General features: G+C 68.4%; 26 protein-coding genes. 16 read left to right on the top strand and 10 right to left on the bottom strand.

All coding sequences use genetic code 11. From position 1 onward, the window contains the following. The first annotated feature begins 131 nt into the window (after nt 1–131). The 4 genes from CFB50_RS22735 to CFB50_RS22720 all read left to right on the top strand — a co-directional run bounded on the left by CFB50_RS22735 (nt 132) and on the right by CFB50_RS22720 (nt 3,213). The gene (locus CFB50_RS22735) at nt 132–830 is read left to right on the top strand and encodes a phosphatase PAP2 family protein (RefSeq protein ID WP_089447339.1); all 699 of its coding nucleotides are present in this window, start codon (nt 132–134) and stop codon (nt 828–830) included. A gap of 137 nt (nt 831–967) precedes the next feature. Further along, on the top strand, nt 968–1,768 hold the full coding sequence (gene modA / locus CFB50_RS22730; protein WP_089447338.1) for a molybdate ABC transporter substrate-binding protein: 801 nt from the start codon (nt 968–970) through the stop codon (nt 1,766–1,768). 10 nt (nt 1,769–1,778) lie between these two features. Then, nucleotides 1,779–2,456: a molybdate ABC transporter permease subunit gene (modB, locus tag CFB50_RS22725; protein WP_069251074.1), complete on the top strand. Its 678-nt coding sequence runs from the start codon at nt 1,779–1,781 to the stop codon at nt 2,454–2,456. 55 nt (nt 2,457–2,511) lie between these two features. Beyond that, complete coding sequence (locus CFB50_RS22720; RefSeq protein WP_089447337.1) at nt 2,512–3,213, top strand: sulfate/molybdate ABC transporter ATP-binding protein; 702 nt, start codon at nt 2,512–2,514, stop codon at nt 3,211–3,213. A gap of 77 nt (nt 3,214–3,290) precedes the next feature. Here the strand turns inward: CFB50_RS22720 and CFB50_RS22715 are convergent, their stop codons facing one another. The 3 genes from CFB50_RS22715 to CFB50_RS22705 all read right to left on the bottom strand — a co-directional run bounded on the left by CFB50_RS22715 (nt 3,291) and on the right by CFB50_RS22705 (nt 6,320). Further along, nucleotides 3,291–4,127 carry a TOBE domain-containing protein gene (locus tag CFB50_RS22715; protein WP_089447336.1) on the bottom strand — a complete coding sequence of 279 codons (837 nt, stop codon included), beginning with the start codon at nt 4,125–4,127 and terminating at the stop codon, nt 3,291–3,293. A 48-nt stretch (nt 4,128–4,175) separates the two neighbouring features. Then, nucleotides 4,176–5,810 (bottom strand): CHAD domain-containing protein, encoded by a 1,635-nt coding sequence (locus CFB50_RS22710; RefSeq protein WP_089447335.1) that lies wholly within the window; start codon nt 5,808–5,810, stop codon nt 4,176–4,178. 126 nt (nt 5,811–5,936) lie between these two features. Next, entirely contained in the window at nt 5,937–6,320 is a 384-nt protein-coding gene (locus CFB50_RS22705) for a tautomerase family protein (protein WP_089447334.1), read from the bottom strand. 115 nt (nt 6,321–6,435) lie between these two features. On the opposite strand from CFB50_RS22705, the gene CFB50_RS22700 reads away from it, so the two are divergent. The 5 genes from CFB50_RS22700 (at nt 6,436) to CFB50_RS22680 (ending at nt 11,132) form a co-directional block, all read left to right on the top strand. Next, nucleotides 6,436–7,293, top strand: coding sequence for a LysR family transcriptional regulator (locus CFB50_RS22700; RefSeq protein ID WP_039358052.1), 858 nt, complete (start codon nt 6,436–6,438; stop codon nt 7,291–7,293). Nucleotides 7,294–7,334: 41 nt separating this feature from the next. Continuing rightward, on the top strand, nt 7,335–8,258 hold the full coding sequence (locus CFB50_RS22695; RefSeq protein WP_089447333.1) for a DMT family transporter: 924 nt from the start codon (nt 7,335–7,337) through the stop codon (nt 8,256–8,258). Between the two features lie 67 nt (nt 8,259–8,325). Further along, entirely contained in the window at nt 8,326–9,105 is a 780-nt protein-coding gene (locus CFB50_RS22690; RefSeq protein WP_089447332.1) for a sensor histidine kinase, read from the top strand. A gap of 76 nt (nt 9,106–9,181) precedes the next feature. Continuing rightward, nucleotides 9,182–10,525, top strand: a complete 1,344-nt coding sequence (locus tag CFB50_RS22685; RefSeq protein WP_069251067.1) for a hemolysin family protein — start codon at nt 9,182–9,184, stop codon at nt 10,523–10,525. Nucleotides 10,526–10,547: 22 nt separating this feature from the next. Continuing rightward, nucleotides 10,548–11,132, top strand: a complete 585-nt coding sequence (locus CFB50_RS22680) for a thiamine phosphate synthase (protein ID WP_089447331.1) — start codon at nt 10,548–10,550, stop codon at nt 11,130–11,132. A 70-nt stretch (nt 11,133–11,202) separates the two neighbouring features. On the opposite strand, the gene CFB50_RS22675 is transcribed toward CFB50_RS22680, so the two are convergent. Beyond that, complete coding sequence (locus tag CFB50_RS22675; protein ID WP_089448398.1) at nt 11,203–12,855, bottom strand: DUF3459 domain-containing protein; 1,653 nt, start codon at nt 12,853–12,855, stop codon at nt 11,203–11,205. 309 nt (nt 12,856–13,164) lie between these two features. On the opposite strand from CFB50_RS22675, the gene CFB50_RS22670 reads away from it, so the two are divergent. Both CFB50_RS22670 and CFB50_RS22665 read left to right on the top strand, forming a co-directional pair. Next, entirely contained in the window at nt 13,165–13,872 is a 708-nt protein-coding gene (locus CFB50_RS22670) for a class I SAM-dependent methyltransferase (RefSeq protein ID WP_089447330.1), read from the top strand. Nucleotides 13,873–13,997: 125 nt separating this feature from the next. Further along, complete coding sequence (locus CFB50_RS22665; protein ID WP_089447329.1) at nt 13,998–14,666, top strand: glutathione S-transferase; 669 nt, start codon at nt 13,998–14,000, stop codon at nt 14,664–14,666. Between the two features lie 24 nt (nt 14,667–14,690). Here the strand turns inward: CFB50_RS22665 and CFB50_RS22660 are convergent, their stop codons facing one another. Then, nucleotides 14,691–15,344, bottom strand: a complete 654-nt coding sequence (locus CFB50_RS22660) for a DUF1345 domain-containing protein (RefSeq protein WP_089448397.1) — start codon at nt 15,342–15,344, stop codon at nt 14,691–14,693. 139 nt (nt 15,345–15,483) lie between these two features. On the opposite strand from CFB50_RS22660, the gene CFB50_RS22655 reads away from it, so the two are divergent. Then, nucleotides 15,484–16,215 carry a metallophosphoesterase gene (locus tag CFB50_RS22655; protein ID WP_089447328.1) on the top strand — a complete coding sequence of 244 codons (732 nt, stop codon included), beginning with the start codon at nt 15,484–15,486 and terminating at the stop codon, nt 16,213–16,215. A gap of 34 nt (nt 16,216–16,249) precedes the next feature. Here the strand turns inward: CFB50_RS22655 and CFB50_RS22650 are convergent, their stop codons facing one another. Next, nucleotides 16,250–16,945, bottom strand: coding sequence for an RES family NAD+ phosphorylase (locus CFB50_RS22650; protein ID WP_069251061.1), 696 nt, complete (start codon nt 16,943–16,945; stop codon nt 16,250–16,252). A gap of 2 nt (nt 16,946–16,947) precedes the next feature. Continuing rightward, nucleotides 16,948–17,367 (bottom strand): MbcA/ParS/Xre antitoxin family protein, encoded by a 420-nt coding sequence (locus CFB50_RS22645; protein ID WP_089447327.1) that lies wholly within the window; start codon nt 17,365–17,367, stop codon nt 16,948–16,950. Between the two features lie 234 nt (nt 17,368–17,601). Here CFB50_RS22645 and CFB50_RS22640 point away from each other — a divergent pair, with 234 nt between their 5' ends. After that, nucleotides 17,602–18,384 carry an ABC transporter substrate-binding protein gene (locus CFB50_RS22640; RefSeq protein ID WP_069251060.1) on the top strand — a complete coding sequence of 261 codons (783 nt, stop codon included), beginning with the start codon at nt 17,602–17,604 and terminating at the stop codon, nt 18,382–18,384. Between the two features lie 1,117 nt (nt 18,385–19,501). After that, nucleotides 19,502–19,888 carry a GtrA family protein gene (locus CFB50_RS22630; RefSeq protein WP_069251058.1) on the top strand — a complete coding sequence of 129 codons (387 nt, stop codon included), beginning with the start codon at nt 19,502–19,504 and terminating at the stop codon, nt 19,886–19,888. Between the two features lie 29 nt (nt 19,889–19,917). Here the strand turns inward: CFB50_RS22630 and CFB50_RS22625 are convergent, their stop codons facing one another. Both CFB50_RS22625 and CFB50_RS22620 read right to left on the bottom strand, forming a co-directional pair. Beyond that, entirely contained in the window at nt 19,918–21,381 is a 1,464-nt protein-coding gene (locus tag CFB50_RS22625; RefSeq protein WP_089447326.1) for a sigma-54 dependent transcriptional regulator, read from the bottom strand. Between the two features lie 458 nt (nt 21,382–21,839). After that, nucleotides 21,840–22,757, bottom strand: coding sequence for a metal-dependent hydrolase (locus CFB50_RS22620; RefSeq protein WP_089448396.1), 918 nt, complete (start codon nt 22,755–22,757; stop codon nt 21,840–21,842). A 581-nt stretch (nt 22,758–23,338) separates the two neighbouring features. Between CFB50_RS22620 and CFB50_RS22615 the strand changes: the two genes are divergently transcribed. Together CFB50_RS22615 and CFB50_RS22610 are read left to right on the top strand one after the other, a co-directional pair. Then, the gene (locus tag CFB50_RS22615) at nt 23,339–23,680 is read left to right on the top strand and encodes an FKBP-type peptidyl-prolyl cis-trans isomerase (protein ID WP_006479474.1); all 342 of its coding nucleotides are present in this window, start codon (nt 23,339–23,341) and stop codon (nt 23,678–23,680) included. A 35-nt stretch (nt 23,681–23,715) separates the two neighbouring features. Next, nucleotides 23,716–24,489: an AraC family transcriptional regulator gene (locus tag CFB50_RS22610; RefSeq protein WP_089447325.1), complete on the top strand. Its 774-nt coding sequence runs from the start codon at nt 23,716–23,718 to the stop codon at nt 24,487–24,489. Nucleotides 24,490–24,549: 60 nt separating this feature from the next. On the opposite strand, the gene CFB50_RS22605 is transcribed toward CFB50_RS22610, so the two are convergent. Beyond that, a complete protein-coding gene (locus tag CFB50_RS22605; protein WP_089447324.1) occupies nt 24,550–24,993 on the bottom strand; it encodes a GNAT family N-acetyltransferase in 444 nt (147 codons plus the stop codon). Nucleotides 24,994–25,073: the final 80 nt, after the last annotated feature.

Raw genomic sequence — 25,073 nt, 5'->3', positions numbered from 1 at the left:
CGCGCAAAAAACGGGGCTCATGCGCACGCGGCGCTATACTGGGGCTTCGCCGCTTGTATCCGTTGTAGTCGTTCTTTCCGGCTCGCGCGTTGATTTAAGCATCCTCCCCGCCTTCGTTCGTCCCCTTCCCGATGTTCGACCTGTCGTCTCACCTGTGGATCATGATCACCGCGTTCGGCGGCGCCGGCCTGACCTTGCCGCTCGCGATCACGATCGCCGTCTGGCTCGCGCTCGGCTACTCGTGGCAGCGCGCGGCCGCGTGGCTCGGCGTGCTCGCGGCCGCGATCGGCGTGGTCGCGCTCACGAAGATCGCGTTCCTCGGCTGGGGGATCGGCATCCGCAAGTGGGATTTCACGGGGTTCAGCGGCCATGCGATGCTGTCGACGTCGGTCTATCCGGTCGCGATTTTCCTGGCGCTGATCCGCACCCGCGCGCCGGTGCGAATCGCCGGCATCGCGCTCGGGCTCGCGGCCGGCGTCGCGGTCGGCGTATCGCGCGTCGCGCTCGACGCCCATTCGCCGTCCGAATCGATCACCGGCTGTATCGTCGGTGCGATTGCCGCGATCGCGTTCATCGCCGGTTCGTGGCGCGCGGTGCCGCACCGCTGGTCGGTGCCCGCGGTCGTTGCGAGCCTCGCGCTCGTCACCGTGGCGCTGCACGGCATCACGGTGCCGTCGCACCGCTGGGTCACCAAGGTGGCGCTGCAACTGTCGGGCCACGAGCGTCCGTTCGTCCGCGCGCGCTGGAAGGCCAACCCGAACTACCGCCCTGCTTCGCAGCCGTCGTCGCTGCAGCGCACCCAATCGTCGCCGCAAACGCTCCGTACGTGACCGGCCACCCGGCCGCCGCGTTCGCCACTTTTCACGTCTGACCATTACATGCTCGCCGCCGCATGAGCGGTATGCCGAGCGTTATAACCCGCCCTATATTACGATTACGGTTTCCACCCATTCAAAACGAATCCACCATGCGCTCAACCGTCCGTCCGCTTCGCCGCACCCTGCTTCGCCTGCTGCCGATCGCCACGCTGGCCGCTGCCGGTATCGCGTTCAGCGCGCCCGCGTCCGCTGCCGACGAACTGGTCGTGTCGGCGGCCGCCAGCCTGACGAACGCATTCAAGGCCGTCGGCGACGCGTACGAGAAGCAGCATCCGGATACCAAGGTGCTGTTCAACTTCGGCGCGTCGGACGTGCTGATGCAGCAGATCGCCAAGGGCGCGCCGGCCGACGTGTTCGCGTCGGCCGACCAGAAGGCGATGGATCGTGCGGCGGACGAAAAGGTGATCGTGCCCGGCACGCGTCGCGATTTCGCGGCGAACTCGCTCGTGCTGATCGTGCCGGCGGACAGCAAGGCCGCCGCGCCGACGTCGCTGAACGACCTGACCGTGCCCGGCGTGAAGCGCATCGCGTATGGCGACCCGGCATCGGTGCCGGTCGGCCGCTACACGGAAGGCGCGCTGCGCGCGGCCGGCGTGTGGGATGCCGTCAGCGCGAAGGGCGTACTGGCCGCCAACGTGCGCCAGAGCCTCGACTATGTCGCGCGCGGCGAAGTCGATGCGGGCTTCGTGTTCGGCACCGATGCCGCGATCATGCCGGGCCGCGTGAAGGTCGCGCTGACGGTGCCGACGAAGGCGGCCATCACCTATCCGATCGCCGTGGTCAAGGACAGCCGCCACGCCGCGCAGGCGCAGTCGTTCATCGACTTCGTCGCGTCGCCGCAGGGCCAGGCCGTGCTGTCGACGTTCGGCTTCAAGCCCGCGGGCAAGTGAGCGTAGCGCGATGCAAGACGCCTGGGTACCGCTGCTGCTGTCGTTGAAGGTTGCCGGCTGGGCAACCGCGCTCGACATCGTGCTCGGCGTCGCGGCCGCGTTCATGCTCGCGCGCTGGCGCTCGCCGCTGCGCGACGTCGTCGATTCCGTGCTGACGCTGCCGCTCGTGCTGCCGCCGACGGTACTCGGGTATTACCTGCTCGTGCTGCTCGGCCGGCGCGGCGTGTTCGGCGCGTGGCTCGACACGCTCGGCATCGAGCTCGTCTTCACGTGGCAAGGCGCGGTGATCGCATCGATGGTCGTCGCGTTTCCATTGATCCTGAAGTCGGCACGGGCTGCATTCGAAGGTGTCGATCCGCACCTCGAACGCGCGGCGCGCACGCTCGGGCTCGGCGAAGTCGCGGTGTTTTTCCGCGTGACGCTGCCGCTTGCCACGCGCGGCATTCTCGCGGGTGCGCTGCTCGCGTTCGCGCGCGCGCTCGGCGAGTTCGGCGCGACGCTGATGATCGCGGGCAACCTGCCCGGCCGCACGCAAACGCTGTCGGTCGCGATCTACGCGGCCGTCCAGGCCGGCGACGACAATACGGCCAACTTCCTCGTGCTGGTGACGTCGATCACCTGCGTGCTCGTGCTGCTCGCGACCGGCTGGCTCGTGCCGTCGCGTGCCCGGCGGGACCAGCTGACATGAAGCGCTCGCCTCGTTCATCGTCTTTCGCTATCGAGCGGCTTCGACGGAGGCACGCATGAGCCTCGTCGTCGACATCCGCAAGACCTACGCAAACGCCGAGCGCCGCTTCACGCTCGACATGTCGTTCACGGCAACGACGCAGCGCGTCGTGCTGTTCGGGCCGTCCGGTGCGGGCAAGAGCATGACGCTGCAGGCGATCGCCGGCCTGCTGTCGCCCGACGAAGGCACGATCACGCTGAACGGCGAAGCGCTGTTCGACGCCGCGCGCCGCATCGACGTGCCGACCCGCGAGCGGCGCGTCGCGTACCTGTTCCAGGATTACGCGCTGTTTCCACATCTGAACGTGCGCCAGAACATTGCCTTCGGGCTCACGTCGGGGCTGCGCAACCCGCGCGCGAAGATCGTGCCGCCGGAAGTCGCGTACTGGCTGCAGGCGTTCGATCTCGAGGCGCTCGCGGGGCAGTATCCGTCGCAATTGTCGGGCGGGCAGAAACAGCGCGTCGCGCTGGCACGCGCACTGGTCGCGCAGCCGCGGATCCTGCTGCTCGACGAACCGTTCGCGGCGCTCGACGGCGCAATGCGCCAGCGCATGCGTCACGAGCTCGCCGAGCTGCAGGCGCGGCTCGATATCCCGATGGTGCTGATCTCGCACGATCCCGACGATGTCGCCGCGTTCGGCGACCAGGTCGTGCAGTTGAGCGAAGGACGCGTGCAGGCGACTCCGCCGCACGCCGAGTGGCCGACGCGCGTCACGTGAGCGCGCGAGGCCGTGGTCGTGGCAGGCAGTTGGAGCCTGAGAGAAGCCGCGCGTAGCGGCATATGCTGAAAGCGTCGTCAGCCCGTCACCGCAAGAATCACGCTCGACGCCTTGAACAGCGCGATCGCCCGTCGTCCTGCGTCGAGTTGCAACGCCTCCACGCTGTCGTTGGTCACGACGGCCGTCAGCGTCCCGCCGCCGTCGAGCGCCAGCGTCACCTCGCTGTTCACCGCGCCCGCGGCAACGGTTTCCACGCTGCCGCGCAATTGATTCCGTGCGGACACTTTCAGCTCGGGCTCGCCATCGTCGACCGCGAGCACGACCCACGACGCCTTCACCAGCGCGCAGGCGTCCGTGCCGACCTGCAGGCCGAGCGCATCGGCGCTCTCGTGCGTCAGCACGGCAACGATCGGCTGTCCGCCGGGCAGCGTGAGCGTGACTTCGTCGTTGACGGTGCCGCGCACGATCGATGCGACCTTGCCGAACCACTGGTTGCGCGCGCTGGTCTTCATCCCGATCCGGCCGATCAGCGCCCAGTCGACGTCGAACCCGGCTACGGCCGCGCTCGCGGCCTCGATGAACCGGCGATGCTCGCGCTCGATCGTGCGGAACGCGGCGATCAGCGAAGTGGCGCGCGGCGTCAGCGTCGTACCGCCGCCGCCCTTGCCGCCCGTCGAGCGTGCGACGAGCGGTTCGCCGGCAAGATTGTTCATCGTGTCGACCGCATCCCACGCGGCCTTGTAGCTGAGGCCGACGGCCTTCGCCGCGCGCGTGATCGAACCGGTGTCGCCGATCGCCGCGAGCAACGCGATGCGCGTGGCGCCGCCGAGCGTCTGCTCGCCGGCGCGCAGCCACAGCTCGCCGCCCAGTTCGAGCGGTTCGGCGGACGGGGAAGAATGCGGTGCGTCGGTCATCGGGATGCGTGCGGGAATCGGGCGGCCATTATAGTCAGCGCGCGCCGGTCAACCCGGCTTGCCGTCGAGCCTCGGCGGCCGCAGGCTGGCCAGCAGCGTCTCGGCGTCGCGCGCCGCGCGCTGCTCGAGCGCCGCGCCGTAGCCACGCACGAACCCGAGCTGGTACGGCGGCGCAGCCAATTTTTCGAGATGCTGCAGCGCGACCATCGTGTCGTTCGCTTCGCCGAGCACGCTCTGCACGCGCGTGAGCGTCTTGACCGTCTCGGTGCGCGTGCGGCGCGACGCCAGCGATGCGAAGAATTCGAGCGCATAACGCAGCCGCTTCGCATCGATCCGCACCTGATGGCGCGCGGCCGTGTCGAGCGACGTCAGCGACGGCGACGCGTACAGATGACCGAACAGCCGCCGCACGCGCTTCGTCGCATGGCGCCGCAGCGACGGCGCGTCGCCGTCTTCGGCCGTCGGCAGCGCAAGCGAGCTCAGCCACTCGAGCCAGCCGAGCGCCAGCCGCGCATAGCGAGCCGAATGCAGCGCCTGCCGTAACTCGACCCGCGCGGCCGCGCACTGCGCGCGCGCGGCGTCGAGCGTGCCGTTCCACTCGCCGTCGCCGCCGTCGGCCTCGATCAGCGCGGGCAGGCTTTCGGTCGCGAACACGTCCCAGTCGCGCACCGTGCCGAGCAGCGAGGCAAGCCAGCGCAGGTCGACACCGAGCGTGTCGCGCCACTGGCGGTCGGCAAAGCGCGGGAAGAAGCGCATCAGCGTGCGCAGGCGGCGCAGCGCGACACGCATCTGGTGCACGAATTCGGGATCGTCGTTCTCGAGCACCCCGCTCTCGTTGCCGAGCCATTGCGCGGTGATGTCGCCGGACAGCGCGAACAGCGCGGCGCGCTGCGTGCGCACGCCGGTCAGGTCGACGGGCTTGGCCTTTATGGGCGCGTCTGCGGCCGGCTCGGCCGCGCAGGCGCGATCGATCACGCTCGTCAGTTGCACGAATGCGGGCCACGCGCCGCTCAATTCGCGCGCCGCGGCAAACAGCGCATGCAGCGCGGCGGTACGCGCGGGCAGCGTCTCCCAGTCAGGCGCCGCAAGGCGCAGCTCGACGACGCGGCGCTGCGGCTCGCTGCCGCGATGCAGCGTGACGTCGTCGAGGGTCATCTCGACCACGACGCCGCTGTCGTCGGCCCAGCGCCCGCGCCGCCGTTCGCTGACGAGGCGCAGCGCCGACGATCCCGGCTGCACGCTCGGGGCCGGGGGCACCGCGGCGTCGGGTGCGACGCCATCCACTTCATCTGCCGGTGCATCGGCGTCGGCCGCGGCAGCCGCCTCGGGCACGGGCAGCGGCATCGCGACGGCGATGCCCGCATGCTCCGCGTCGAACAGTTCGCGCGCCGTGACGCCGGGCGCAAACGCCTTCGTGCGCGACGCGACCACACGTCTTCCATGTGCATTCGACTCGACCCAGGTCCACCAGCTCGCGCCGGGGCTCAACTCGGCCTCCTCGATCTGGCAAGGCTCGATCGTCACGCGCTCATGGCCGCGGCGCATCCGGACCTGCGGGCAGATCCGCCACGCGCGCACGAGTTCGGCGCCGAAATCACGCTGCGCCCCCCGGGCGCGACTCGCGGCCTTGACCGGCCACCCTTCCAGCGACAGCGACAACACGATTTCCAGCACACGCGACATGGAGGCTCCTGCACATGAAGAATCGCCGGCGCATCGTCCGCGCCGGCGTCATCCGTGAAGCTGCTTCCATAGTACACGTCGTCAAAACTCGCAGGCGACGATCTGGCCCTGTCGCGCTGTCGCAGGTCAACCGGCGTATTGCGCGAGCCCGTTACCGAACGACCAATCCTCCTTCAGCACCTCGACAAGACTGATGAATACGTCCTGCTGCCGCACGCCCGGCTGCTGCGCGAGATTGTCCGCGATCGCCCGGTACAACGCCCGCTTCTGCTCGAGCGTGCGTGTGTTGTTCGCAGTGATCTGGATCATCACGAGATCGTCGCTGCGTTCGATATCGAGGTAGTGACGACCGAACACGAAGTTCTCGGCCGCATGCTCGGTGACGACCATGAAGATGTCGTCCTCGGGCACGTTGAACGTGTGCATCAGCGCGCGATGCACGCCGTCGACGAGCGCCGCACGGTAGGCGGCCGGCTTGCCTTCGCGGACTGCGATACGGGTGAATGGCATGGTCCTGCTCCTGTCGGTGAAGTTGACGTTGAAGAACGGAAACACAGCGTCAGGTTAGGCGCGCCGATCTATAATGAACAGTCATCGATGAATATTTCATCCATTTACATTGAAAATGAAAGTCCTTGATCTCGATGCCGTCCGCGCGTTCGTGCTGGTCGCCGATCTGGCCAGCTTCACGCGCGCCGCCGATGCGCTCGGCACCACGCAATCGGCCGTCAGCCTGAAGCTGAAGCGGCTGGAGGCCCATCTCGGCAAGCCGCTGCTCGCGCGCACGCCGCGCGTCGTCAAGCTGGCCGCCGACGGCGAGAATTTCCTGCCGGCCGCCCGCGCGCTGCTCGATGCGCACGATCATGCGCTGGGCGCGATCTCGGCCGGCACGCACCGGCTGTCGCTCGGCGTCAGCGAGCACGTCGCCGTGCCCGACCTGCCGGCCGTGCTCACAAGCCTGCATCGGCAGGATCCGGGGTTGTCGCTCGAAATGCACCTCGGAACCTCGACGAACCTGCTCGCGCAATACGACGAACGCCGGTTCGATGCGGTGATCGTGCGGCACGAGCCGGGCGAAGACCCGCCGCGCGAAGACGGCACGCTGCTGTTTTCCGAACCGCTGGCCTGGCTCGCCGCGCCGGACTGGGTGCCGCGCGCGGGCGAGCCGCTGCCGCTCGCGGTGCTGGCCGGCCCGTGCGGTGTGCGGGCCGCCGCGCTGCGCGCGCTCGACCATGCGGGGCGGCCGTGGCGCGAGCGCTTTACGGGCGGCGGCGTGGCGGCGGTCACGGCCGCCGCCGCCGCGGGGCTCGCCGTCTGTCCGCTGGCGCGGCGGGTCGCGCCGCGCACGCTGGTCGACGTCGGCGCGAAATTCGGGCTGCCGCCACTGCCGCTGTCGCAGGTCGTGCTGTATTCGCGCGTACGCGACGCACGTGCCGGCGCCGCGTTGCGCAGGTTTGCCGACAGCCTTGCAATCTCGGCGTAAACTTACGGGTTTCGCCGCCCGCAATCTCCAGAAGAATTCCGATGAAGCCCGACGCCCGCAAGCACCTCCGTGCCAACCTGCTGATGCTCGCCGCCGCCGCGATCTGGGGTTCGGCTTTCGTCGCCCAGCGACTGAGCCTCGACGTGATCGGGCCGTTCCTGTTCACGGGGCTCCGTTTCCTGCTCGGCGCGCTGGTGCTGGTGCCGCTGCTGATGCTGAACACGGCGTCGCGCACGCAACTCGCGGCGATCCGCCGTGAGCCGACGCTGCTGTTGCCGGGCCTCGCGCTCGGCGGGCTGCTGGCGGTATCGATTTCGCTGCAGCAGATCGGCCTGCAGTACACGCGCATCGCCAACGCGGGCTTCATCAGCTCGCTGTACGTCGTGATCGTGCCGCTGATGGGCGTGTTCGCCCGTCACCGGATCGGCCCGGGCACGTGGTTCGGCGCGCTGCTCGCGGCAATTGGCCTGTATTTCCTCAGCATCAACGAGCAATTCTCGGTGCTGTACGGCGACTGGTTCCAGCTCGCCGGCGCCGTGATCATCGCCACGCACGTGATGGCCGTCGGCCATTTCGCGAAGCGCCACAATCCGCTCGTGCTCGCGTTCATGCAGTTCGTCGTGTGCGGCGTGGCATGCCTCGCGGTCGGCCTCGTCATCGAGCCGGTCAGCGGCGCGATGCTGCGCAACGCGCTGCCGACGCTGCTGTACGGCGGCCTGCTGTCGGTCGGGGTCGGCTATACGATGCAGGTCGTCGCGCAACGCGACGCGGCGCCCGCGCACGCGGCCGTGATCTTCAGCATGGAAGGCGTGTTCGCGGCGATCGCCGGCTGGGCCGCGCTCGGCGAAACGCTGACGCTGCGCGCGCTCGTCGGCTGCGCGCTGATGCTGGCCGGCCTGCTCGCGTGCCAGCTGCTGCCGAACGGCGACGCCCGGAAAAAGGACGAAGACGCGCTCCCGGCGTGACAAGCACCGTCCCTATAATGGCGGTTCGCGTGACTTTCACGCCAACCGCTTCCGACAGGCCAGCTCCGTGACGTCCATTCCCGTCGATCCCGCCGCCGACGTGCTGCGCGAACGCGCAGCGCATTACGCCACCCAGGCGGCGCTGTTCCTGCGCGACCAGGCGCTCTCCACCGCGTCGCACGACCTGCGCAGCCCGCTGAACGCCATGCATAGCTGGGCGTACGTGCTCGAACGCCAGCTCGCCAACGCCGATCCGAACCTGCAGCGCGCGCTCGCGGGCATCCGCACGGGCATCGACCAGCAGGTCGCGCTGATCGACGACGTGCTCGACGCGCCGCGCGCCGAAACGCGCACGCTCGCCCTCAGGCCGCGGCCGTTCGCGCTGCGCGCGCTGTTCGACGAAACGATCGCGCTCGCGCGTTTCGCGCTCGCCGACGCACGGCAGGTCACGCTCGACGCGACGCCGCCGGACGGCGACCCGTCGTTGACCATCGACCGCGAACGCATCGCGCAGGCGCTCTGGACGATGCTGACGGCCGCGGTCGAAGCCAGTGCCGCCGGCAGCCGCGTGACGTTTGCGTGCGCTCGCGACGGCATGCAGTTCACCGCGCGCGCCACGTGTACCGTCAACGCGGACGCGCTCGCCGATCCCGCGCAACCGCATGCATTCGAATCGTTCGCACGACGCGAGATGCTGCGCGAGCGCGACGCCAAGCGCGTCGCCTGGACGCTCGCGCTTTGCCAGCGCGTCGCGCTCGCACACGGCGGCACGTTCTCGCACGACGCGTTCGCCGATGGCGCCACGGCCACCATCACGCTCTCCGTTCCCGGTGAGGTGCCGGTGTAAGCAATCGGCCGCCCGACACATTACATATTCCTTTCCGGCTCTATACTGATGGGCCTGTCATAACCGGAGTGTTTCTTTGTTACAGATCTTCGCGCTCATCGGCGCGTTGTTCCTGGTGGCCCTGAACGGGTTCTTCGTTGCGGCCGAATTCGGCCTCGTCAAACTGCGCGCCACGCGCGTCAAGACACTCGCCCGCAAGCACGGCCTGCGCGGCCGCATCCTCGGCATCGTGCACGGCCGACTCGACGCGTATCTTTCCGCGTGCCAGCTCGGCATCACGCTTGCGTCGCTCGGCCTCGGCTGGGTCGGCGAACCGGCCTTCGCGCAACTGCTCGGCCCGCTGCTCGACCTGATCGGCGTGGAGTCGGAACGCGTCGTGCACCTGATCTCGCTGGTGTTCGCGTTCTCGCTGATCTCGTTCCTGCACATCGTCGTCGGCGAGCTGGCGCCGAAATCGATGGCGATCCGCCAGTCGGAGAAGGTCGGCCTGTGGGTCGCGCTGCCGCTCTATGCGTTCTACTGGGCGATGTATCCGGCGATCTGGGTGCTCAACAACAGCGCCAACGCAGTGCTGCGGCTCGCGGGGCTCTCCGCCGACCACGGCGGCGACGCCCACTACTCGACCGACGAGCTGAAGCTGATCCTGCGCAGCCGCCGCAGCACGGCCGGCAATCCGGCCCAGCCGGCGCGCGGCACGTACAGCAACGACGAGTGGAACACGCTCGCGCATTCGCTCGATTTTTCGTCGATGACCGTGTCGGACCTGATGCGGCCGGCCCACGAAATGATCGGCCTGCGCCGCGACCTGCCGCTGCCCGACAACATGGAGATCGTCGCGCGGCACCGCTTCAGCCGCTATCCGCTGTTCGAGGATGCGTCGCGCGAACAGGTGAGCGGGCTGATCCACCTGAAGGACCTGCTGCTCGCGCGTCACGCGGGCGCGGCGCTGGAAGACCTGTCGGACTACGTCCGCCCGGTGCAGTACGTGAGGCCCGACACGCCGGCGCTCGACCTGTTCCGCCGCTTCCGCAAGGGCGCGCCGCACTTCGCGCTGGTCGGCAACAAGGGCGAGAAGCCGATCGGCTTCCTGACGCTCGACAACCTGCTCGGCGCGCTGGTCGGCCAGATCCACGACGAGTTCCGCCAGGGCGACGCCGACTGGAGCCGCCTCGACGACGGCACGCTGATGGGCAAGGGCAGCCTGCCCGTCGTGTCGCTCGAACAGGCGCTCGGCATCGACATCGACGAAGGCCGCGCGGAATCGGTCGGCGGCCTCGTGATCCAGGCGCTCAGCGACCTGCCGACCGAAGGGCAGCGCGTGTCGTTCGACCGCTTCGACGTCGTCGTGAAGAAGATGAACGGGCCGCGCATCGTGCTCGTGCGCGTCTACCCGAAGATCTCGAAAGAGGCCGACGAATGACGGCCGCGCTTCGCCGCACGCGATGAACGCCACGCTGCCGCGCTGCTGCGTGATCACGCCGGAGCCGGCGTCCGTGTCGGCGGCCGATTGCGCGGCGTTCCTCGATCGGCTGTCGGCCGTGCTCGCGCGCGGCGAGATGCTCGTGCAACTCCGTGTGAAATCGCTCGACGCAACCGCGTTCGCGCGACTTGCCGCCGAAGCGTTCGCACGCTGCGACGCGGCCGGCGCGCACCTGATGCTGAACGGGCCGATCGATGCGGCCGGCGTGATGCGGCTCGACGGCGCCGGCTGGCATCTCGACGGCACTGCCTTGCGCGCCGCCACGCAGCGGCCGTTGCCGGCCGGACGCTGGGTGTCCGCCGCCTGTCACACGCGCGACGACCTGCTGCTGGCCGCGCGCGCCGGCGCGGATTTCGTCACGCTGTCGCCCGTGTTGCCGACACTCAGCCATCCCGGTGCGCCGACGCTCGGCTGGGCCCGGTTCGGCGCGCTGGCGGCCGAGGCCGCCATGCCCGTCTTCGCGCTCGGCGGCATGACACGTACCCACCTCGACGATGCACGCCGCCACGGCGCCTACGGCATCGCGGGCATTCGCGGGTTCTGGTAGTTCGGAGATTGCCTGCGGTGCAGCCGGGCGCAGATGCGCCCGGCCTTTCGAACGCATACCTACTCGGTCATCATGCGTTCAGGTTCGGACGCATTCCGCGCCAGGTGCCGTCATCGATGCGACGCGCATCGTGCGTGAGCGCATACCGGTTGACGTCACCCGTCAGCCACGCGACGAGCGCATACGGCGGCAACACCCCTTCATCGACCCGGTCGCGCGCACGCGCCGGCGTCTCGAACACCACTCGCCCTCTCGGCGCATCGAACGGCACCGCGTCGGGCGACAGGTTCAACGCGATCGTCAGCGTCTCGTCGTCGGCGAGCCACCATGATGCGAGCAGCGCGTCGGCATCGCCGTCGCCGTCCGACTTCAGCGCACGCGCCTCCTGCGGCCGGCAATCGGACAATCGCGGCGAGATCAGCTTCGCGCGCACCGCGAGCGCCGACTGCACGAAATGCGCGCGATCGATATCGTGCGCGGTTTCGTCGAAGATCAACGGGATCTGCGGCGTGAGCAGCGACAGCGCAAGTGCGGCCAGACCGGCCTCCTGCCCGTGGTCACCCTGCCCGCTGTCGCGCCACGCGCCATCGGACAGCACCAGCGACGTCAACGACAGCCCGCTGTCGGCAGCCATGCCGCCTCCCGACCCGGCCGGCTGGAATGCGGCCCCGGCCGCGGTCAGCGCGCGGGCGAGCGTGTGGATCGACTGGTGCGTGGAAATGCCTTCGTGGCCCGACGTATCGCGCCCCGTCAGCCGGTGCAGCGCGCGTTCGCCGCACCCGTTCCACTGCGCATCGAAATGGGTATCGGCAAGATGCGCCGGATGCCGCTCGCTGCCGAGGACGAGATGGATCAGCCGGTCCGCCGGCACGGCCGCGCGCACGCGATCCGCGATCTCGCGCAGCCACGACACGCCGATCCGGTCGGCTTCGCGCAGGCGCAGCCCGTCGCAACGGTATTCGTCGATCCAGTACAACGCGTTGTCGCAGAAGAAATCGCAGACTTCCGGATGATCGAGCGCGAGCGGCGACGCCTGCAGCGGATCGTCGCGCGTATGGAAGAACGGTGCCGCGTAGTGGCGCAGCGCATCGGTGCCGCTGCCGAAGCGCGCGTAGTCGAGTTCCAGCAGCACCGCGAGACCGTAGCCATGCGCGGCATCGATCAGCGCCTTCAGCGCGTCGGGGCCGCCTTCGGCCGCGAGCGGCGCGAACGGCAGGCTGTCGTGCGGCGATGCGAGCAACTCCAGCGCGGTCACGCCGAGTCGCGCGAGTTGGGGCAGGCGCCGGCGCACGGCGTCGAAGCCGCCTACCGCGTGCGGGCGGATCGCATAGAGCGCGATGTCTTCCCACGCGCGCCCGCGCCAGAACGTGTTGCGCCACGTGAACGCGCGCGGATCGATGACCTCGCTCGGACCGTTGAGCCCTTCGGGTTGCGAACGCGACGCAGGATCGGGAATCGATACCGCATCGTCGAGGCGATAGCGGTAACGCGCACCCGCGCCGCAATCGGTAAAGACTTCGAACCAGTTCGTGCCGGCGGCGGCCATCGGCACGAGCGACGGGCCAAAGCCGGTATCGAGTTCGAGCTGGACCTGCGTGCTGCCCGGCGCCCACACGCGAAAATGCGTGCGCGGCGTCGCGCAGAGCGCGCCACAGGGCTGGGCGCCGAACGGCAAGCAGTGAATGTGGTGCTGCGCATACGGATCGTGCGGACAATCGGACATCATGCGCTCCTCGTGCGTACCGAGCGGCATGGCCGCGCCAGCGGGGCGCGGCGCATCGGGGCCCGGCATGCGACGGCCAGGCGGGGGGAGAGAAACGAGTATGCGCCGGATTCGCTACCGCGATGCATCGTTCCCGGACATTATTAAATACGAATCGACCCCTGGAAAACCCGTATTCCGGCAGGCGCCGGCGAGTCGGGTAGCAGCCATACCGGAATGGCTGCTCGCCTTGTTGCACCGGCCGCGCACACTTACGCTCTGCGCCATGCTCGCGGACACGTCGTCCGCGCCCGACCCGAGGAACCCGCCATGTCGCTTCCCGCCAGCGCCGCCAAATTCGATCCGGCACGCGCCCACGAATACGCCGAGCAATCCCGCATCGCGCTCGCCGGCTACGATGCCTGCCACGAACTCACCGCGTGCATGCTCGCGTCGGCGATCGCTGCGCCCGAGGCGCGGATCCTCGTCGCGGGCGCGGGCGGCACCGGGCAGGAAATCTGCGTGGCGGCCGCGCTCGAGCCGGGCTGGCAGTTCACGGCCGTCGACCCGTCCGAACCGATGCTCGCGCTCGCGCGCTCGAACGTCGAGGCCGCGGGTTTCGGCGCACGCACGGCATTCGTCGGAGACGGTGTCGATGCGTTGCCCGACACGCCCGCGTTCGACGGCGCGACGTTGATCGGCGTACTGCACCACGTCCCCGGCGACGAAGCGAAGGCGGCGCTGCTGCATGCGATCGCGCGGCGCCTGAAACCCGGCGCGCCGCTCGTGCTCGCCGGCAACCATCGCCGCTATGCGGACCATCCTCGCCTGCTCGATGCATGGCAGCAGCGCTGGCGCATGAAAGGCGCGACGCCCGACGCGGTGCGCGCGCAACTCGCGAAGATCCTGCAGGGCGCCGATCCGCCGGCGTCCGAGGAAGCCGTGTTCGGCCTGCTGCGCGACGCCGGCTTCGATGCGCCGCTGCGCTTTTTCGCGAGCCTGTTCTGGGGTGCGTGGATCGCGGTGCGGCGCGCGTGAGGGAGCGGCGCGGACGGCCAGACGCGGTCAGCCAGACGCGGCTCGTCACGGCGCGCAACGCGTTTCGCGTACGCGCCCTACGCGCTGGGTATGATGTCGTTCCCGCCCCCACTTCCGGCGTCGACATGCTCACCGTCCATCACCTGAACAACTCGCGCTCGCAGCGCGTGTTCTGGCTGCTCGAAGAACTGGATGTGCCGTACGAGATCGTGCGCTACGCGCGTGATCCGAAGACGATGCTCGCGCCGCCCGAGTTGCGCGCGATCCATCCGCTCGGCAAGTCGCCGGTGGTCACCGACGACGGCCGCACGCACGCCGAATCGGGCGCGATCATCGAATACCTGGTCGAACGCTACGGCAACGGACGCCTGGCGCCGCCGCCCGGCACGCCGGAGCGGCACCACTACACGTACTGGCTCCACTACGCGGAAGGGTCGGCGATGCCGCCGCTGCTGCTCAAGCTCGTCGCGCTGCGGATCGCACACGCGCCGATGCCGTTCTTCGCCCGGCCGATCGCACGCAAGATCGCCGACACGCTGCAGTCGAGCTTCGTCGATCCGCAGATCGCCCTGCATCTCGGCCATGTCGACGACACGTTGAGCCGCACCGGATGGTTCGTCGGCGACGGTTTCAGCGCAGCCGACATCCAGATGAGCTTTCCGCTCGAAGCCGCGACCGCGCGCGGGGGCGGCAGCCGCTATCCCGCGATCGCGCGCTTTCTCGATGCGATCCATGCACGGCCCGCGTACCAGCGGGCGCTGGAGCGCGGCGGCCCGTACGACCTGCTCAAGTAACGCTGCGAATGACCGTGGCCCGCGTCAGCTCAGCAGGCCCGCCGCGACGTTGATCGATAGCCCGAGCACGGCCATGTTGAAGTAGAACGACAGGATCGACTGCGCGAGCACCGAGCGTCGCGCGGAGCGGTTCGCCAGCGACACGTCGGCCGTCTGCGACGCGACCGCGATCGTGAACGCGAAATACAGGAAATCCCAGTAATCTGGCTCGGGGTTCTGGTCCGGGAAGCGCAGCGCTCGATCCTTGGTCGGCGAGCCGTAATAGAGCCGCGCATAGTGCAGCGTGAAGATCGTCGGGATCAGGAACCACGCGCCGAACAGCGTCGCGCCCGTGATCGCGTAGTGGCTGAGCCCCGCGCTGAAGCCGACGCTCTTCGCAGTCGCGAGTTCGATCGCGATCGCGGCAACGCTCGCGACGGTCGCTAGGCACACGACGGTCAGTACGGTCGTCGCGTTTTCATCCTCGCGAATCGCGATTTCGCGCACCTGATGATGATGCGCGGTGATCATGCGCACCCACATCAGCACGAGATACAGCCAGATCGCGCAATCCCAGCCGATCAGCGCACGCACGGTCGGACGCAGCGAAAACGGCAGCAGCACCGCGCACAGCAAGCCGGCGACGAACGCCGCGACCATGCGCGGCCGGTTGCGTAACACCTGCGGATAAAGCGTCATCATGTGATTCCGAAAGCAAATGGAAAGGGGTCGGCCGGCGCGCGGGACAGACCGCCGCGCCGTACCGGCGGGTATTGCCCCGATTATCGTCATTCCATCGTGACGTGGCGATGGGGGCGCGAGCGCCTAAGATATTGGGATGACTGCCACCGCCCCCCTCTGCCGCCACCCGGCGAACGCGGTCGGCCGCGACTTCGTCGTCGGCGACCTGCACGGCTGCGTGGATGTGCTGCGCGCGCTGCTGCACGACATCCGCTTCGATCCGGCCCGCGACCGCCTGTTCTCGGTCGGCGACCTCGTCGACCGCGGCCCGGCCTCCGAAGCCACGCTCGACCTGCTCGACCGCCCGTGGTGCCACGTCGTGCGCGGCAATCACGAGGAAGTACTGAGCCTCGTGGCGCGCGGCAAGCTGTCGCCCGACGCGTGGCGCGGGATCGGCGGCGACTGGGGTGCCGACCTGCCGCCGGAACGGCTGCACGCGCATGCGGCACGCGTCGACGCGCTGCCGCTGGTGCGCGTGATCGGCGACGGCCCCGGGCGCTTCAACGTGCTGCATGCGGAATTCTTCGGCTCGGACGCCGATCTCGACACGGGCAGCTATGCGCACGACGTGCGTGAGCGGCTGATCTGGGGCCGCGATCTCGTCCAGGGGCTCGCCGATCCCGCGCGACAGGCCGGGCTGTCGCTGACCTGCACCGGGCACACACCGGTGCGCGCGCCGCAGCGGATCGGCGCGCAGTGGTTCATCGACACGGGGGCATTCGCGCCGGCCGGGCGGCTCACGCTCGCCGAGCCGCGCACCGGGCGCACCTGGTCGATGACGCAGGCCGAGGCGCGCGAGCGCCACGCAGGCGACTGGCCGCTGCCCTGAGGCGCTGACATGCCCTGACGCCCGCAAGCGGGCGCTAGCCGACCTGGTTCAGTTCGAACACCGCATCGACGGCCGAGCCGTTCCAGTTGTATTCGAGGTAGGCCGCGTGATGGCAGTCGCGCAGCAGCGCGGTGCGGAACGCCGCCAGGCACTCGCCGCGCGGGTCGCGCACCGACGGATACACGATGCCCGCGCCACCCGCATTGCGCACCGCACGACCGAGCGCCTGCCCGGCGCTGTAATCGAGCGGGTGCAGCAGCGCCGGATCGCGTTTCGGCCACACGCGCAGGTCGGCCACTTCGCCCTGCGCGATCACCGTATAGAGCCGCATCTGCTGGCGCATCGGCGGCTCCTTCGTCGCTTCCAGGAACAACGCGCTGTGATAACGCGTTTCGGCGATCGCCGTATCGCGCGAACGCGCGCAGTAGAACACGCCATAGCTGCCGTCGGAAAAGCGGCTGCCCTGCGGATTCAGGTGCGTGAACGCGGCCATGATCGGCCCCCAGCCCTGCCCGTAGCGGCGCTCGGCGGGCGGCACGAGATCGAGTGCGCCGACTTCGTTGCGGATGCGGTCGTTGGTCAGCGATTCGAGTGCGTAAAGCGCGTCGAAATCGTCCGCCGAGGCCACGCGGTCGAACAGGTTGATCGCCGGGAAACGGGTGGGGATCACGCGATAGGCTGGCGCCCACTCGACCGCGGTCGTGGGCCATTGTTGTGCTTGGATCGGCATTGTCACGCCCAGCCACCTCGCATCGCGTCGAGATATTGCCGGACGGCGACCAGATCGCCGACGTTGCCGGCGAGCATCCGGTCGAGTGCGCGCTTGCCGCCGAACGGCGCCGCGTCGTTGGGCCGCTTGACCCACGCATCGGCCGCGGCCGGCTGCGGCAGCAGGATCTGCAGCGCCTTGTAGATGCCGAGCAACAGCGATAGCCGTTCGAGCGTATCGCGCGGCAGCCGCGCCGATTCCGGCGTGGCCTTCCACTTGAAGAACGTCGAACGGCCGGGCGACCCGAGCAGCACGATCTGCTCGTCGATCGTCAGTTCCCAGTCGCGTGCGATGTTGAAAAACGCACGCAGGCCGGCCGCCGACATCTGCGCGACCGAGGCCTGCGGCGGGACGGAGTGCGATTCATAGGCGGGCTGTGACATGATCGTTAGTCTCGAAACGAATTTACTAACAAGATTAGTCCATTTTCGTATTTTTGCAAGGGTCGAGACCCGCCGACCGATTCGGCCGTCCGACAAAACGATATTTTTTGTCCATTCTGGACTCGGATTTTATTTTCTGCGTTAATGGCCGTGCGGACACCGCGCGCAGACGCGGTTCGTATCCGTGAAACCGTGTCGCACAGAAACCGGAAGCACCCCGCCAAGGAACGCACCATGAAGAGACTGATTGCCGCTGTTTCGATCGCCCTGCTGGCGGTATCCGCAGGCCCCGCCGTCGCGAAGGACTGGACCACGATCCGCTTCGGCACCGATGCCAGCTACGCGCCGTTCGAGTCGAAGGCGCCCGACGGCAAGCTCGTCGGCTTCGACATCGACCTCGGCAACGAGATCTGCGCGCGCCTGAAGGCGAAGTGCGTGTGGCTCGAGAACGATTTCGACGGGATGATTCCGGCGCTGAAGGCAAAGAAGTTCGACGCGGTGCTGTCGTCGATGTCGATCACGCCGCAACGCGCGCAGCAGATCGGCTTCACGACGAAGATCTACAACCAGCCGACGCGGCTCGTCGTGAAGAAGGGCTCGCCGCTGCTGCCGACGGCCGAATCGCTGAAGGGCAAATCGATCGGCGTCGAACAGGGCACGACGCAGGAAACGTATGCGAAGGCGTACTGGGGCAAGCAAGGCGCGAACGTCGTGTCGTACCAGAACCAGGACGGCGTGTACGCGGACCTGACCTCGGGCCGCCTCGACGCGGCACTGCAGGATGAAGTGCAGGCGGCCATCGGGTTCCTGAAATCGCCGCGCGGCGCGAACTACACGTTCGTCGGCCCGGAACTCGTCGACGAGAAGGTGCTCGGTATCGGCGCCGGCATCGGGCTGCGCAAGGAGGACACCGACCTGAAGGCGAAGATCGACGGCGCCATCCTCGATATGGTCAAGGACGGCACCTACAAGCGGCTCGCGTCCAAGTACTTCGACTTCGACATCTACGGCGGCTGAAACGGCGTCGCGCGCGTACGGGCGCCACACCCGTCGCGCGCGTCCGACCGCCCCTCCCCTCACCACCGGACGGCACCGGCGTCACGCCGTTTGCCGTCGCATCGAATGCTTCGTCCGTCGCGCACATGGCACGACACTTCGCATTTCATTCGGATTGCAGATTGATCCTTCACGTGGACGATGCCTCGCGCGAACGGATATCGTACGGCTTCAGTCAGTAGGCGAAGACCGGGCGTCGCGGTACCGGCGCCCGTGTGCACATGCCCTTGCGAATCGGGTTCGCGTGCAGGAAAGTGCCGACCCGGCGCGGATGACCGGCAATCAGCCGGATCCGCCTCGCACCGGGCGCGCAGAGATGGCCTGTCGATGCATGCCGGCCGGCTGCAAGAACGACGTTCGACCGGCGATGCCCCGAATCACTGCGATCGCGGCCTGCCGGCCGCGGCGTATGGCGATCGATCATTTTTCTTCCCCGTATCAATCTGATGGTTGTTCCGGCAACCGGACGAGACCGGTGCTCCGACGATCAGGCGACGACACTCCGTGCTCGCCGGAACGCAGCTGTCGTGCCGCGCGCCGCCGCCGCATCCCCGCGGACTGTGTCCTGGCCGGTACTGACAGGGTTCGCTGCCGAACCGGGCGGACCGTGCATCGTCGACTTTCGCACACCCACTACCGCAAGGAGCGGGCCAGCGTCGCGCGAGCCCGTCCGGACAAGGGGTTGGCCGGGCAGCGTGGTGGCCGGAACGGGTGCGGAAGACGGGAAGTTACGAATCTGAAACACGCGGCGCGCGGCATGCGCCGGCCGCGTCGCGGCCCTGCCTTGCCGGATAAGGCTGAACAATGCAGCGCGACATTCTTACCGACGGGTAGCCGGCCGTTCACCCCGATTTGCCGCGCAAATTTGCGTGGCCGCCGACGCGAAAATGTTTCATGCGCTTTACATGGCGCAGGCGGCACGGAAGCCGCAGGTTGTCCCCGCATCCATCGGACCGGCGGCATCGCTATACTGCGAAACCGGTGCGCGTCATGTTGGCGTCGGCGCCCTTCGCCGGCGAGTGCCACACCCGTCGACACCGCTCCACACGCCGCCACATCACCCGAACGACCGCACCCGATGATCCGCACCCTCTATACCGCTGAACGCGCCAGGCTGATTCGCTTCGGGGTGTCGGGCGTCGGATCGACCGCGCTGCATGCGCTGATCGCGGCGGCGATGTTCGCGCTGTTCGACGCGACGCCGGTGAGCGCGAACGCGGTCGCGTTCGCGTGCTCGACCGCGTTCTCGTATCTCGCCAACACGCTGTGGAGTTTTTCGTCGCCGGTGACGTGGGGCAACTTCGTGCGCTTTCTCGCCGTCGCGATGGCCGGCCTCGGCATGACGATGCTGCTGGCGCACGGCACCGAGACGCTCGGCCTCGCCCGCGCGTGGAGCATCGTCGCGGTCGTGCTGTGCGTGCCGCCGGTCACGTTCGTGCTGCACCGGCTCTGGACCTATCGCTGAACCGGCTCACGCGTCATGCGTGCGCCGGTTCAGCCGACCCGCTGATGCCCCGCGTCGCCGGACGGCGTGCTGTCGTTCCCGCCGTTGTTGTCGTGATCGTTCAGCCCGTGCTCGATCATCATCCGGTAGAGCGTCACGCGTGAAATGCCGAGTTCGGCCGCGGCCTTGTTGATGCGGTGATCGTTGCGCAGCAGCGCATTCTCGATCGCGGTGCGCTCGGCGAGCGCCCGCGCCTGTTCGAGCGTCACGGGTTCGGTTTCGCCCGGCGTCTCGAGCCCGAGATCGTGCGGCGTCAGCAGCCGGCTTTCGGCCATCACGATCGCGCGCCGCACGCGGTTGATCAGCTCGCGCACGTTGCCCGGCCACTCGTAGCGGCGCATCGCATCGAGCGCGGCCGACGTGAAGCCGCTGATCTTGCGGCCGCTGTCGGACTTGAATTTCTGCAGCACGTAGTGCGCGAGGATGTCGATATCCTTGCCGCGCGCGCGCAGCGGCGGCTCGTGGATGCGCAGCACGCACAGGCGGTGATAAAGGTCCGCGCGGAAGCGCCCGGCCTCGACCGCGCCGTCGAGATCGACGTGGGTAGCCGAGATGATCCGTACGTCGACCGGAATCGACTCCTGCCCGCCGAGCCGCTCGATCTTCCCTTCCTGCAGGAAACGCAGCAGGCTCGCCTGGCTTTCGACCGGCATGTCGCCGATTTCGTCGAGAAACAGCGTGCCGCCGTTCGCCGATTCGATCCGGCCCGCACGCCGCTGGTTCGCGCCAGTGAACGCGCCGCGCTCGTAGCCGAACAGTTCCGACTGCAGCAGGTGATGCGGAATCGCGCCGCAATTGATCGCGATGAACGGCCCCTTGCCGCGGCCGGAGCGCTCGTGAATCGCCAGCGCCGTCAGCTCCTTGCCGGTGCCCGACTCGCCCGAGATGAACACGCTCGCGTCGGTCTTCGCGACCTTGCGGATCGTGCTGAACAGCTGCTGCATCGCCTCGCAGTTGCCGATCATCCCGTGTTCGCCGATCGACGCCGCATAGGCCGCGCCGTCGACGCGATCGAGCGCGGCCATCCCGCGCGCATGGCCGAGCACGTGCGAAATCCATTCGTAGGGCAACGGAAGGGTCACGTAATCGAAACAATAGCTGCGGATCAGTTCGCGCACCGCGGGGCTGATCGTGATGCCGGCCTGCGCGATGGAAATCCAGCCGATCGACGGCTGGCTCAGGCACGCCTTCAGCGCGGGATAGTCGCGCGACGTGAACCCGGTGAAATCGACCAGACCGGCGGCGACGCTCACGCCGGAGGTCATGTTCTGCGCGGCGCCGGCCGTCTTCGCGACGGAGATTTCCCAGCCGAGCCCGCGCAGTTGCGCAAGCAACGGCTCATCGGGCGAGCGCATGATCACGAACAGCTTGCGTCCGTCCTCGGGCGCGGTGACGGACACATGCGACATCTCGGGCACCGCATGCCCGTTTGCGTCAGGTGACCTAGCAACCATCGTTGTTCCCCGCTTGGCGTTGGTATCGCGCTGGCTCGCCGTCACGCGCGACGGACCTCGATCGAACCGACATATTGGCCGCATTTCCGTCCGAATAAAATCCCCCCGTGCAGGAATCGCGCGTGAGGTGGACATTGTCATGAACGGTATATCGATGCGGCGGACGCGCGGCTAGATGGGTGTTATCCCGGTGGCGTACGCGGCGCCCCCCCTGAACGGGCGGCTGCGCGGCGCGCAAAGCCGCGCCGGTGCTGGCGCATGGCGTTCCCGGGCGATGCCGCGCACGCCGGATCGGCTCGCCAGCGCATGCGTGCACAACCGGTCGACGGGCCCGCAGGGCACCCGTGCTGCCGGTTCGAATTGATTTCAGTCAATCGTCAGAGGTGGACGGCTGATGCACGAACGCAACAGGCGCGGCCCGATGCCGCGCATGCCGACGCAGCGGTGCAGCGGCGGTCTCAGCGGCCCGATGCGAGCGGCGCCGGCGCGTTGGCGCGGCCACGGCCGGCCGTCGTGCCGCCCTGTTCGCCGTAGGCGGCGGCGAGCGCATCGACCCGCGCCAGATGGTGGTGATTGTCGTGATCCCACGGATGGAAGCCCGGCCGGAAGAAGCTCAACCATTCGCCGGCGATGCGCGGGAACAGCCCCCGGCGCGGCCCGTACAGGAACGCGATCATCCGCAGCATGCCGCGCACGTGATGGCCGGCGCCGCGATCGCGCCACAGCAGCGTCGCATGCATCAGGAATACGGTCGGCCAGAACGTCAGCGTTGTCAGCAGATACACGCCGATGCGGATCAGGTAACGGCGCAGGCCCGGTTCCATCGCGGCGTTCCATACGTCGAACGACACGGCCTTGTGCTCGGTTTCCTCGAGCGCGTGCCAGATCCACATCTGGCGGTAGCCCTCGACCGAGCCGTCGAGGCGCGTCGGGTCGCGCAGCAGCCAGTCGGCGAGCATCGCCGTGTAGTGCTCCGCCGCGACCGTATGCGCGAGCTGCACCGAATGCGGCAGCTTGCGCTTCATGTAGCCGAGCACCGTCCAGACGCGCTTGTCGAGCTTGCGCGCGGGCAGGTGGTTCGCCTGCATCAACTCGTTGTACTCGATGTGCTCGCGCGTGTGCATCGCCTCCTGGCCGATGAAGCCGAGCACCTGCTGCTTCAGCACGGGATCGTCGATCCGGTCGCGGTAGTTGCGCACCGAATCCATGAAGAAGCGCTCGCCGGCCGGGAACAGCAGCGACAGCGCGTTGAAGAAATGGGTCACGTGCGACCCGAGGCCATGCCAGTCCTTCGCGCGTTCGACCGGCAGGTCGAAGCGCAGGTCGCGGCGCACCGGCATGATCCCGGCTGCGGTGGCGGAAGCGGCTGACTTCATGTTCATCGTTCTCCTGGTTCCGGAGCGGCCCGGCGCGTCGTCCGACGCAGCCGGCGCAGGCCCGGGCGGCGCGGCGCGCACCGCCAAAATCTTGACATCGACAGCTGTAAAGATAGGCCGCCCGCGGCGGCGCACGCAAGCCGCGCGGTAGATGCGCGCTTCCAAACAGGGCACGGTCGAAAAGGTGGAAAAAACGGCGCTCGAACAGCGTCTGGACGGGGCGGGATTCGAACGCGTACGGTGGCTCGCGAGCGACACGCGCTGCGTCGTGCCGTGTCACGCCGACGGCCTGAAAGCCTCGTGCCGCGGGCGTTTCCCGGAAATCGGAGGCACCACGCGGTACGCTGCGGCACGCCCCGGTAGCGCCGATTCATACACGCGTCGCACTCACGTGGTGCAACCGCGGTCGCGGGGCGTGCGAAAAATTCAAACGCGCGTTCCATTTGCGTGTCGAACGATAGCGGCCACGGCGGCCCGCCGCTACCCGCGACACGCGTGCGAGCGGCCGACCGCCGCGAGCGCCGGCCCGCTGCGCGCTCGCCTACAATAGCGGTTTTACCCATCCTTTTTCAGGAGAAGTCATGTCTGTCATCACGACCGAATCGGGCCTCAAGTACGAAGACCTGACCGAAGGCACCGGCGCGGAAGCGCAAGCCGGCAAGACCGTCAGCGTCCACTACACGGGCTGGCTGACCGATGGTCAGAAATTCGATTCGAGCAAGGATCGCAACGACCCGTTCGCATTCGTGCTCGGCGGCGGCATGGTCATCAAGGGCTGGGACGAAGGCGTGCAGGGCATGAAGGTCGGCGGCGTGCGTCGCCTGACGATCCCGCCGCAACTCGGCTACGGCCCGCGCGGCGCAGGCGGCGTGATTCCGCCGAATGCCACGCTCGTGTTCGAAGTCGAACTGCTCGACGTCTGATACCGCACGCGAGCCGCCGGCCGACGCCCTGCCCCATGGCCCACCTTTCGTCCCCCACCATCGCACTGCAACGCTACGACACGCTCGAAGCGTCGGACGTGCACGACTTTCACCAGATCGTGCTCGGCATCGACGGTGCGATGGTGATGGCGGTGGACGGCGTCAGCCAGCGGCTCGACCGGCACGGCGCGTGGCTGGTTCCGGCCGGCGCGCGCCACGATTACGCGGGCCTCGGCGAGAACCGCCAGCTCGTGCTCAATCTTCCCCTCGCGTCGCTCGCGGTGCCGCAGCGGCTGTTCGACAGCGCGCGCGCCGTGGCGATCGATCCGGCACTGACGTCGCTGGTCGCGCAGATCGCGGCCGTCGCCGCGCAACTCGAAGCCCCCGCCGACGACGCGCGGCACGCGGCCGCGCACCGTTTCCAGTGGCAGGCCGCCGCGCGGCTGTGTGGCGCGCTGCTCGACGAACGCGCCATCTCCGCGCCCGCCTCGGGCCTCGATTTCGCGCGCATCGACCGCTGGCTGCGCGCACGGCTCGAGGAGCCGCTGCGTATCGCCGACCTCGCCGCGCACTGCGGCTACGGAATGCGCCGCTTTCATCAACTGTTCGTCGACGCATTCGGTGAAACGCCGCATCGCTACCTGCAGCGGCTGCGGCTCGACGCAGCGGTCGTGCTGCTCGCCGACGGCCGGCATTCGCTCGTCGACATCGCGGGCAGCGTCGGCTTCGCGGATCAAAGCACGTTCACGCATGCGTTCACGAAGCGCTTCGGCGTGGCGCCGGGACGCTGGCGCGGCGAACGGCACTGAACGCCACGCGTCGCCGGTTTTTCCGCGACAGCGGCTACGCCGCGCGCTCGCGCGGTGGCATTACGGCCGGACGGGCTTCGACAACCGTTGTCCGTCCCGCACGAAGCCGTGCCGCGCGTAAAAGCGGTGCGCATCGAGCCGAAGGTCGCCGCTCGTCACCTCCAGTTTCACGCACCCCGTCGACTCGAACCAGATGTGCGCCGCCGCGATCAGTGCGCCGCCGACACCCTGCCCGCGACAGCCTTCGTCGACGACCAGACTGGTGATGCGCCCGAGATTGCCGTGCGCGTGAAATAGCGCAAGCGCATGCAGGCTGATGCAGCCCACCACGCGGCCCGCGACCGTCGCGACCAGGATACGGTCGACCGCGCTCGGCAGCAGGGTTGCCAGCTTGTCGCGGATCATCGCGGGGGTCGCATCGTAGCCAAGCTGGGGCATCAGTCTTGCGATGTCGGCGTGATCTGCGATCTGCGCGTCGCGCGTCATCAGGTTCGAGGAAGTCATCCGGATGGGCCTGTCGAAAGTCGATGTGTGCGGTGTCAGGCATGAGCCGCCGCCGTGCCATGTTAATCGCCGCGCACCGG

Origin of the sequence: Burkholderia sp. AU33423 (assembly GCF_002223135.1) — a bacterium.
Classification (GTDB): domain Bacteria; phylum Pseudomonadota; class Gammaproteobacteria; order Burkholderiales; family Burkholderiaceae; genus Burkholderia; species Burkholderia lata_D.
The sequence above is the reverse complement of the archived record's forward strand: the minus strand, read 5'-3'. Positions and strand labels throughout refer to the sequence as shown.

Coding starts and splice junctions, on each gene's coding strand:
- CFB50_RS22735 (WP_089447339.1), top strand. CDS start 132: ATGTTCGACCTGTCGTCTCACCTGTGGATCATGATCACCGCGTTCGGC.
- modA (WP_089447338.1), top strand. CDS start 968: ATGCGCTCAACCGTCCGTCCGCTTCGCCGCACCCTGCTTCGCCTGCTG.
- modB (WP_069251074.1), top strand. CDS start 1,779: ATGCAAGACGCCTGGGTACCGCTGCTGCTGTCGTTGAAGGTTGCCGGC.
- CFB50_RS22720 (WP_089447337.1), top strand. CDS start 2,512: ATGAGCCTCGTCGTCGACATCCGCAAGACCTACGCAAACGCCGAGCGC.
- CFB50_RS22715 (WP_089447336.1), bottom strand. CDS start 4,127: ATGACCGACGCACCGCATTCTTCCCCGTCCGCCGAACCGCTCGAACTG.
- CFB50_RS22710 (WP_089447335.1), bottom strand. CDS start 5,810: ATGTCGCGTGTGCTGGAAATCGTGTTGTCGCTGTCGCTGGAAGGGTGG.
- CFB50_RS22705 (WP_089447334.1), bottom strand. CDS start 6,320: ATGCCATTCACCCGTATCGCAGTCCGCGAAGGCAAGCCGGCCGCCTAC.
- CFB50_RS22700 (WP_039358052.1), top strand. CDS start 6,436: ATGAAAGTCCTTGATCTCGATGCCGTCCGCGCGTTCGTGCTGGTCGCC.
- CFB50_RS22695 (WP_089447333.1), top strand. CDS start 7,335: ATGAAGCCCGACGCCCGCAAGCACCTCCGTGCCAACCTGCTGATGCTC.
- CFB50_RS22680 (WP_089447331.1), top strand. CDS start 10,548: ATGAACGCCACGCTGCCGCGCTGCTGCGTGATCACGCCGGAGCCGGCG.
- CFB50_RS22675 (WP_089448398.1), bottom strand. CDS start 12,855: ATGTCCGATTGTCCGCACGATCCGTATGCGCAGCACCACATTCACTGC.
- CFB50_RS22670 (WP_089447330.1), top strand. CDS start 13,165: ATGTCGCTTCCCGCCAGCGCCGCCAAATTCGATCCGGCACGCGCCCAC.
- CFB50_RS22665 (WP_089447329.1), top strand. CDS start 13,998: ATGCTCACCGTCCATCACCTGAACAACTCGCGCTCGCAGCGCGTGTTC.
- CFB50_RS22660 (WP_089448397.1), bottom strand. CDS start 15,344: ATGACGCTTTATCCGCAGGTGTTACGCAACCGGCCGCGCATGGTCGCG.
- CFB50_RS22655 (WP_089447328.1), top strand. CDS start 15,484: ATGACTGCCACCGCCCCCCTCTGCCGCCACCCGGCGAACGCGGTCGGC.
- CFB50_RS22650 (WP_069251061.1), bottom strand. CDS start 16,945: ATGCCGATCCAAGCACAACAATGGCCCACGACCGCGGTCGAGTGGGCG.
- CFB50_RS22645 (WP_089447327.1), bottom strand. CDS start 17,367: ATGTCACAGCCCGCCTATGAATCGCACTCCGTCCCGCCGCAGGCCTCG.
- CFB50_RS22640 (WP_069251060.1), top strand. CDS start 17,602: ATGAAGAGACTGATTGCCGCTGTTTCGATCGCCCTGCTGGCGGTATCC.
- CFB50_RS22630 (WP_069251058.1), top strand. CDS start 19,502: ATGATCCGCACCCTCTATACCGCTGAACGCGCCAGGCTGATTCGCTTC.
- CFB50_RS22625 (WP_089447326.1), bottom strand. CDS start 21,381: ATGGTTGCTAGGTCACCTGACGCAAACGGGCATGCGGTGCCCGAGATG.
- CFB50_RS22620 (WP_089448396.1), bottom strand. CDS start 22,757: ATGAAGTCAGCCGCTTCCGCCACCGCAGCCGGGATCATGCCGGTGCGC.
- CFB50_RS22615 (WP_006479474.1), top strand. CDS start 23,339: ATGTCTGTCATCACGACCGAATCGGGCCTCAAGTACGAAGACCTGACC.
- CFB50_RS22610 (WP_089447325.1), top strand. CDS start 23,716: ATGGCCCACCTTTCGTCCCCCACCATCGCACTGCAACGCTACGACACG.
- CFB50_RS22605 (WP_089447324.1), bottom strand. CDS start 24,993: ATGACTTCCTCGAACCTGATGACGCGCGACGCGCAGATCGCAGATCAC.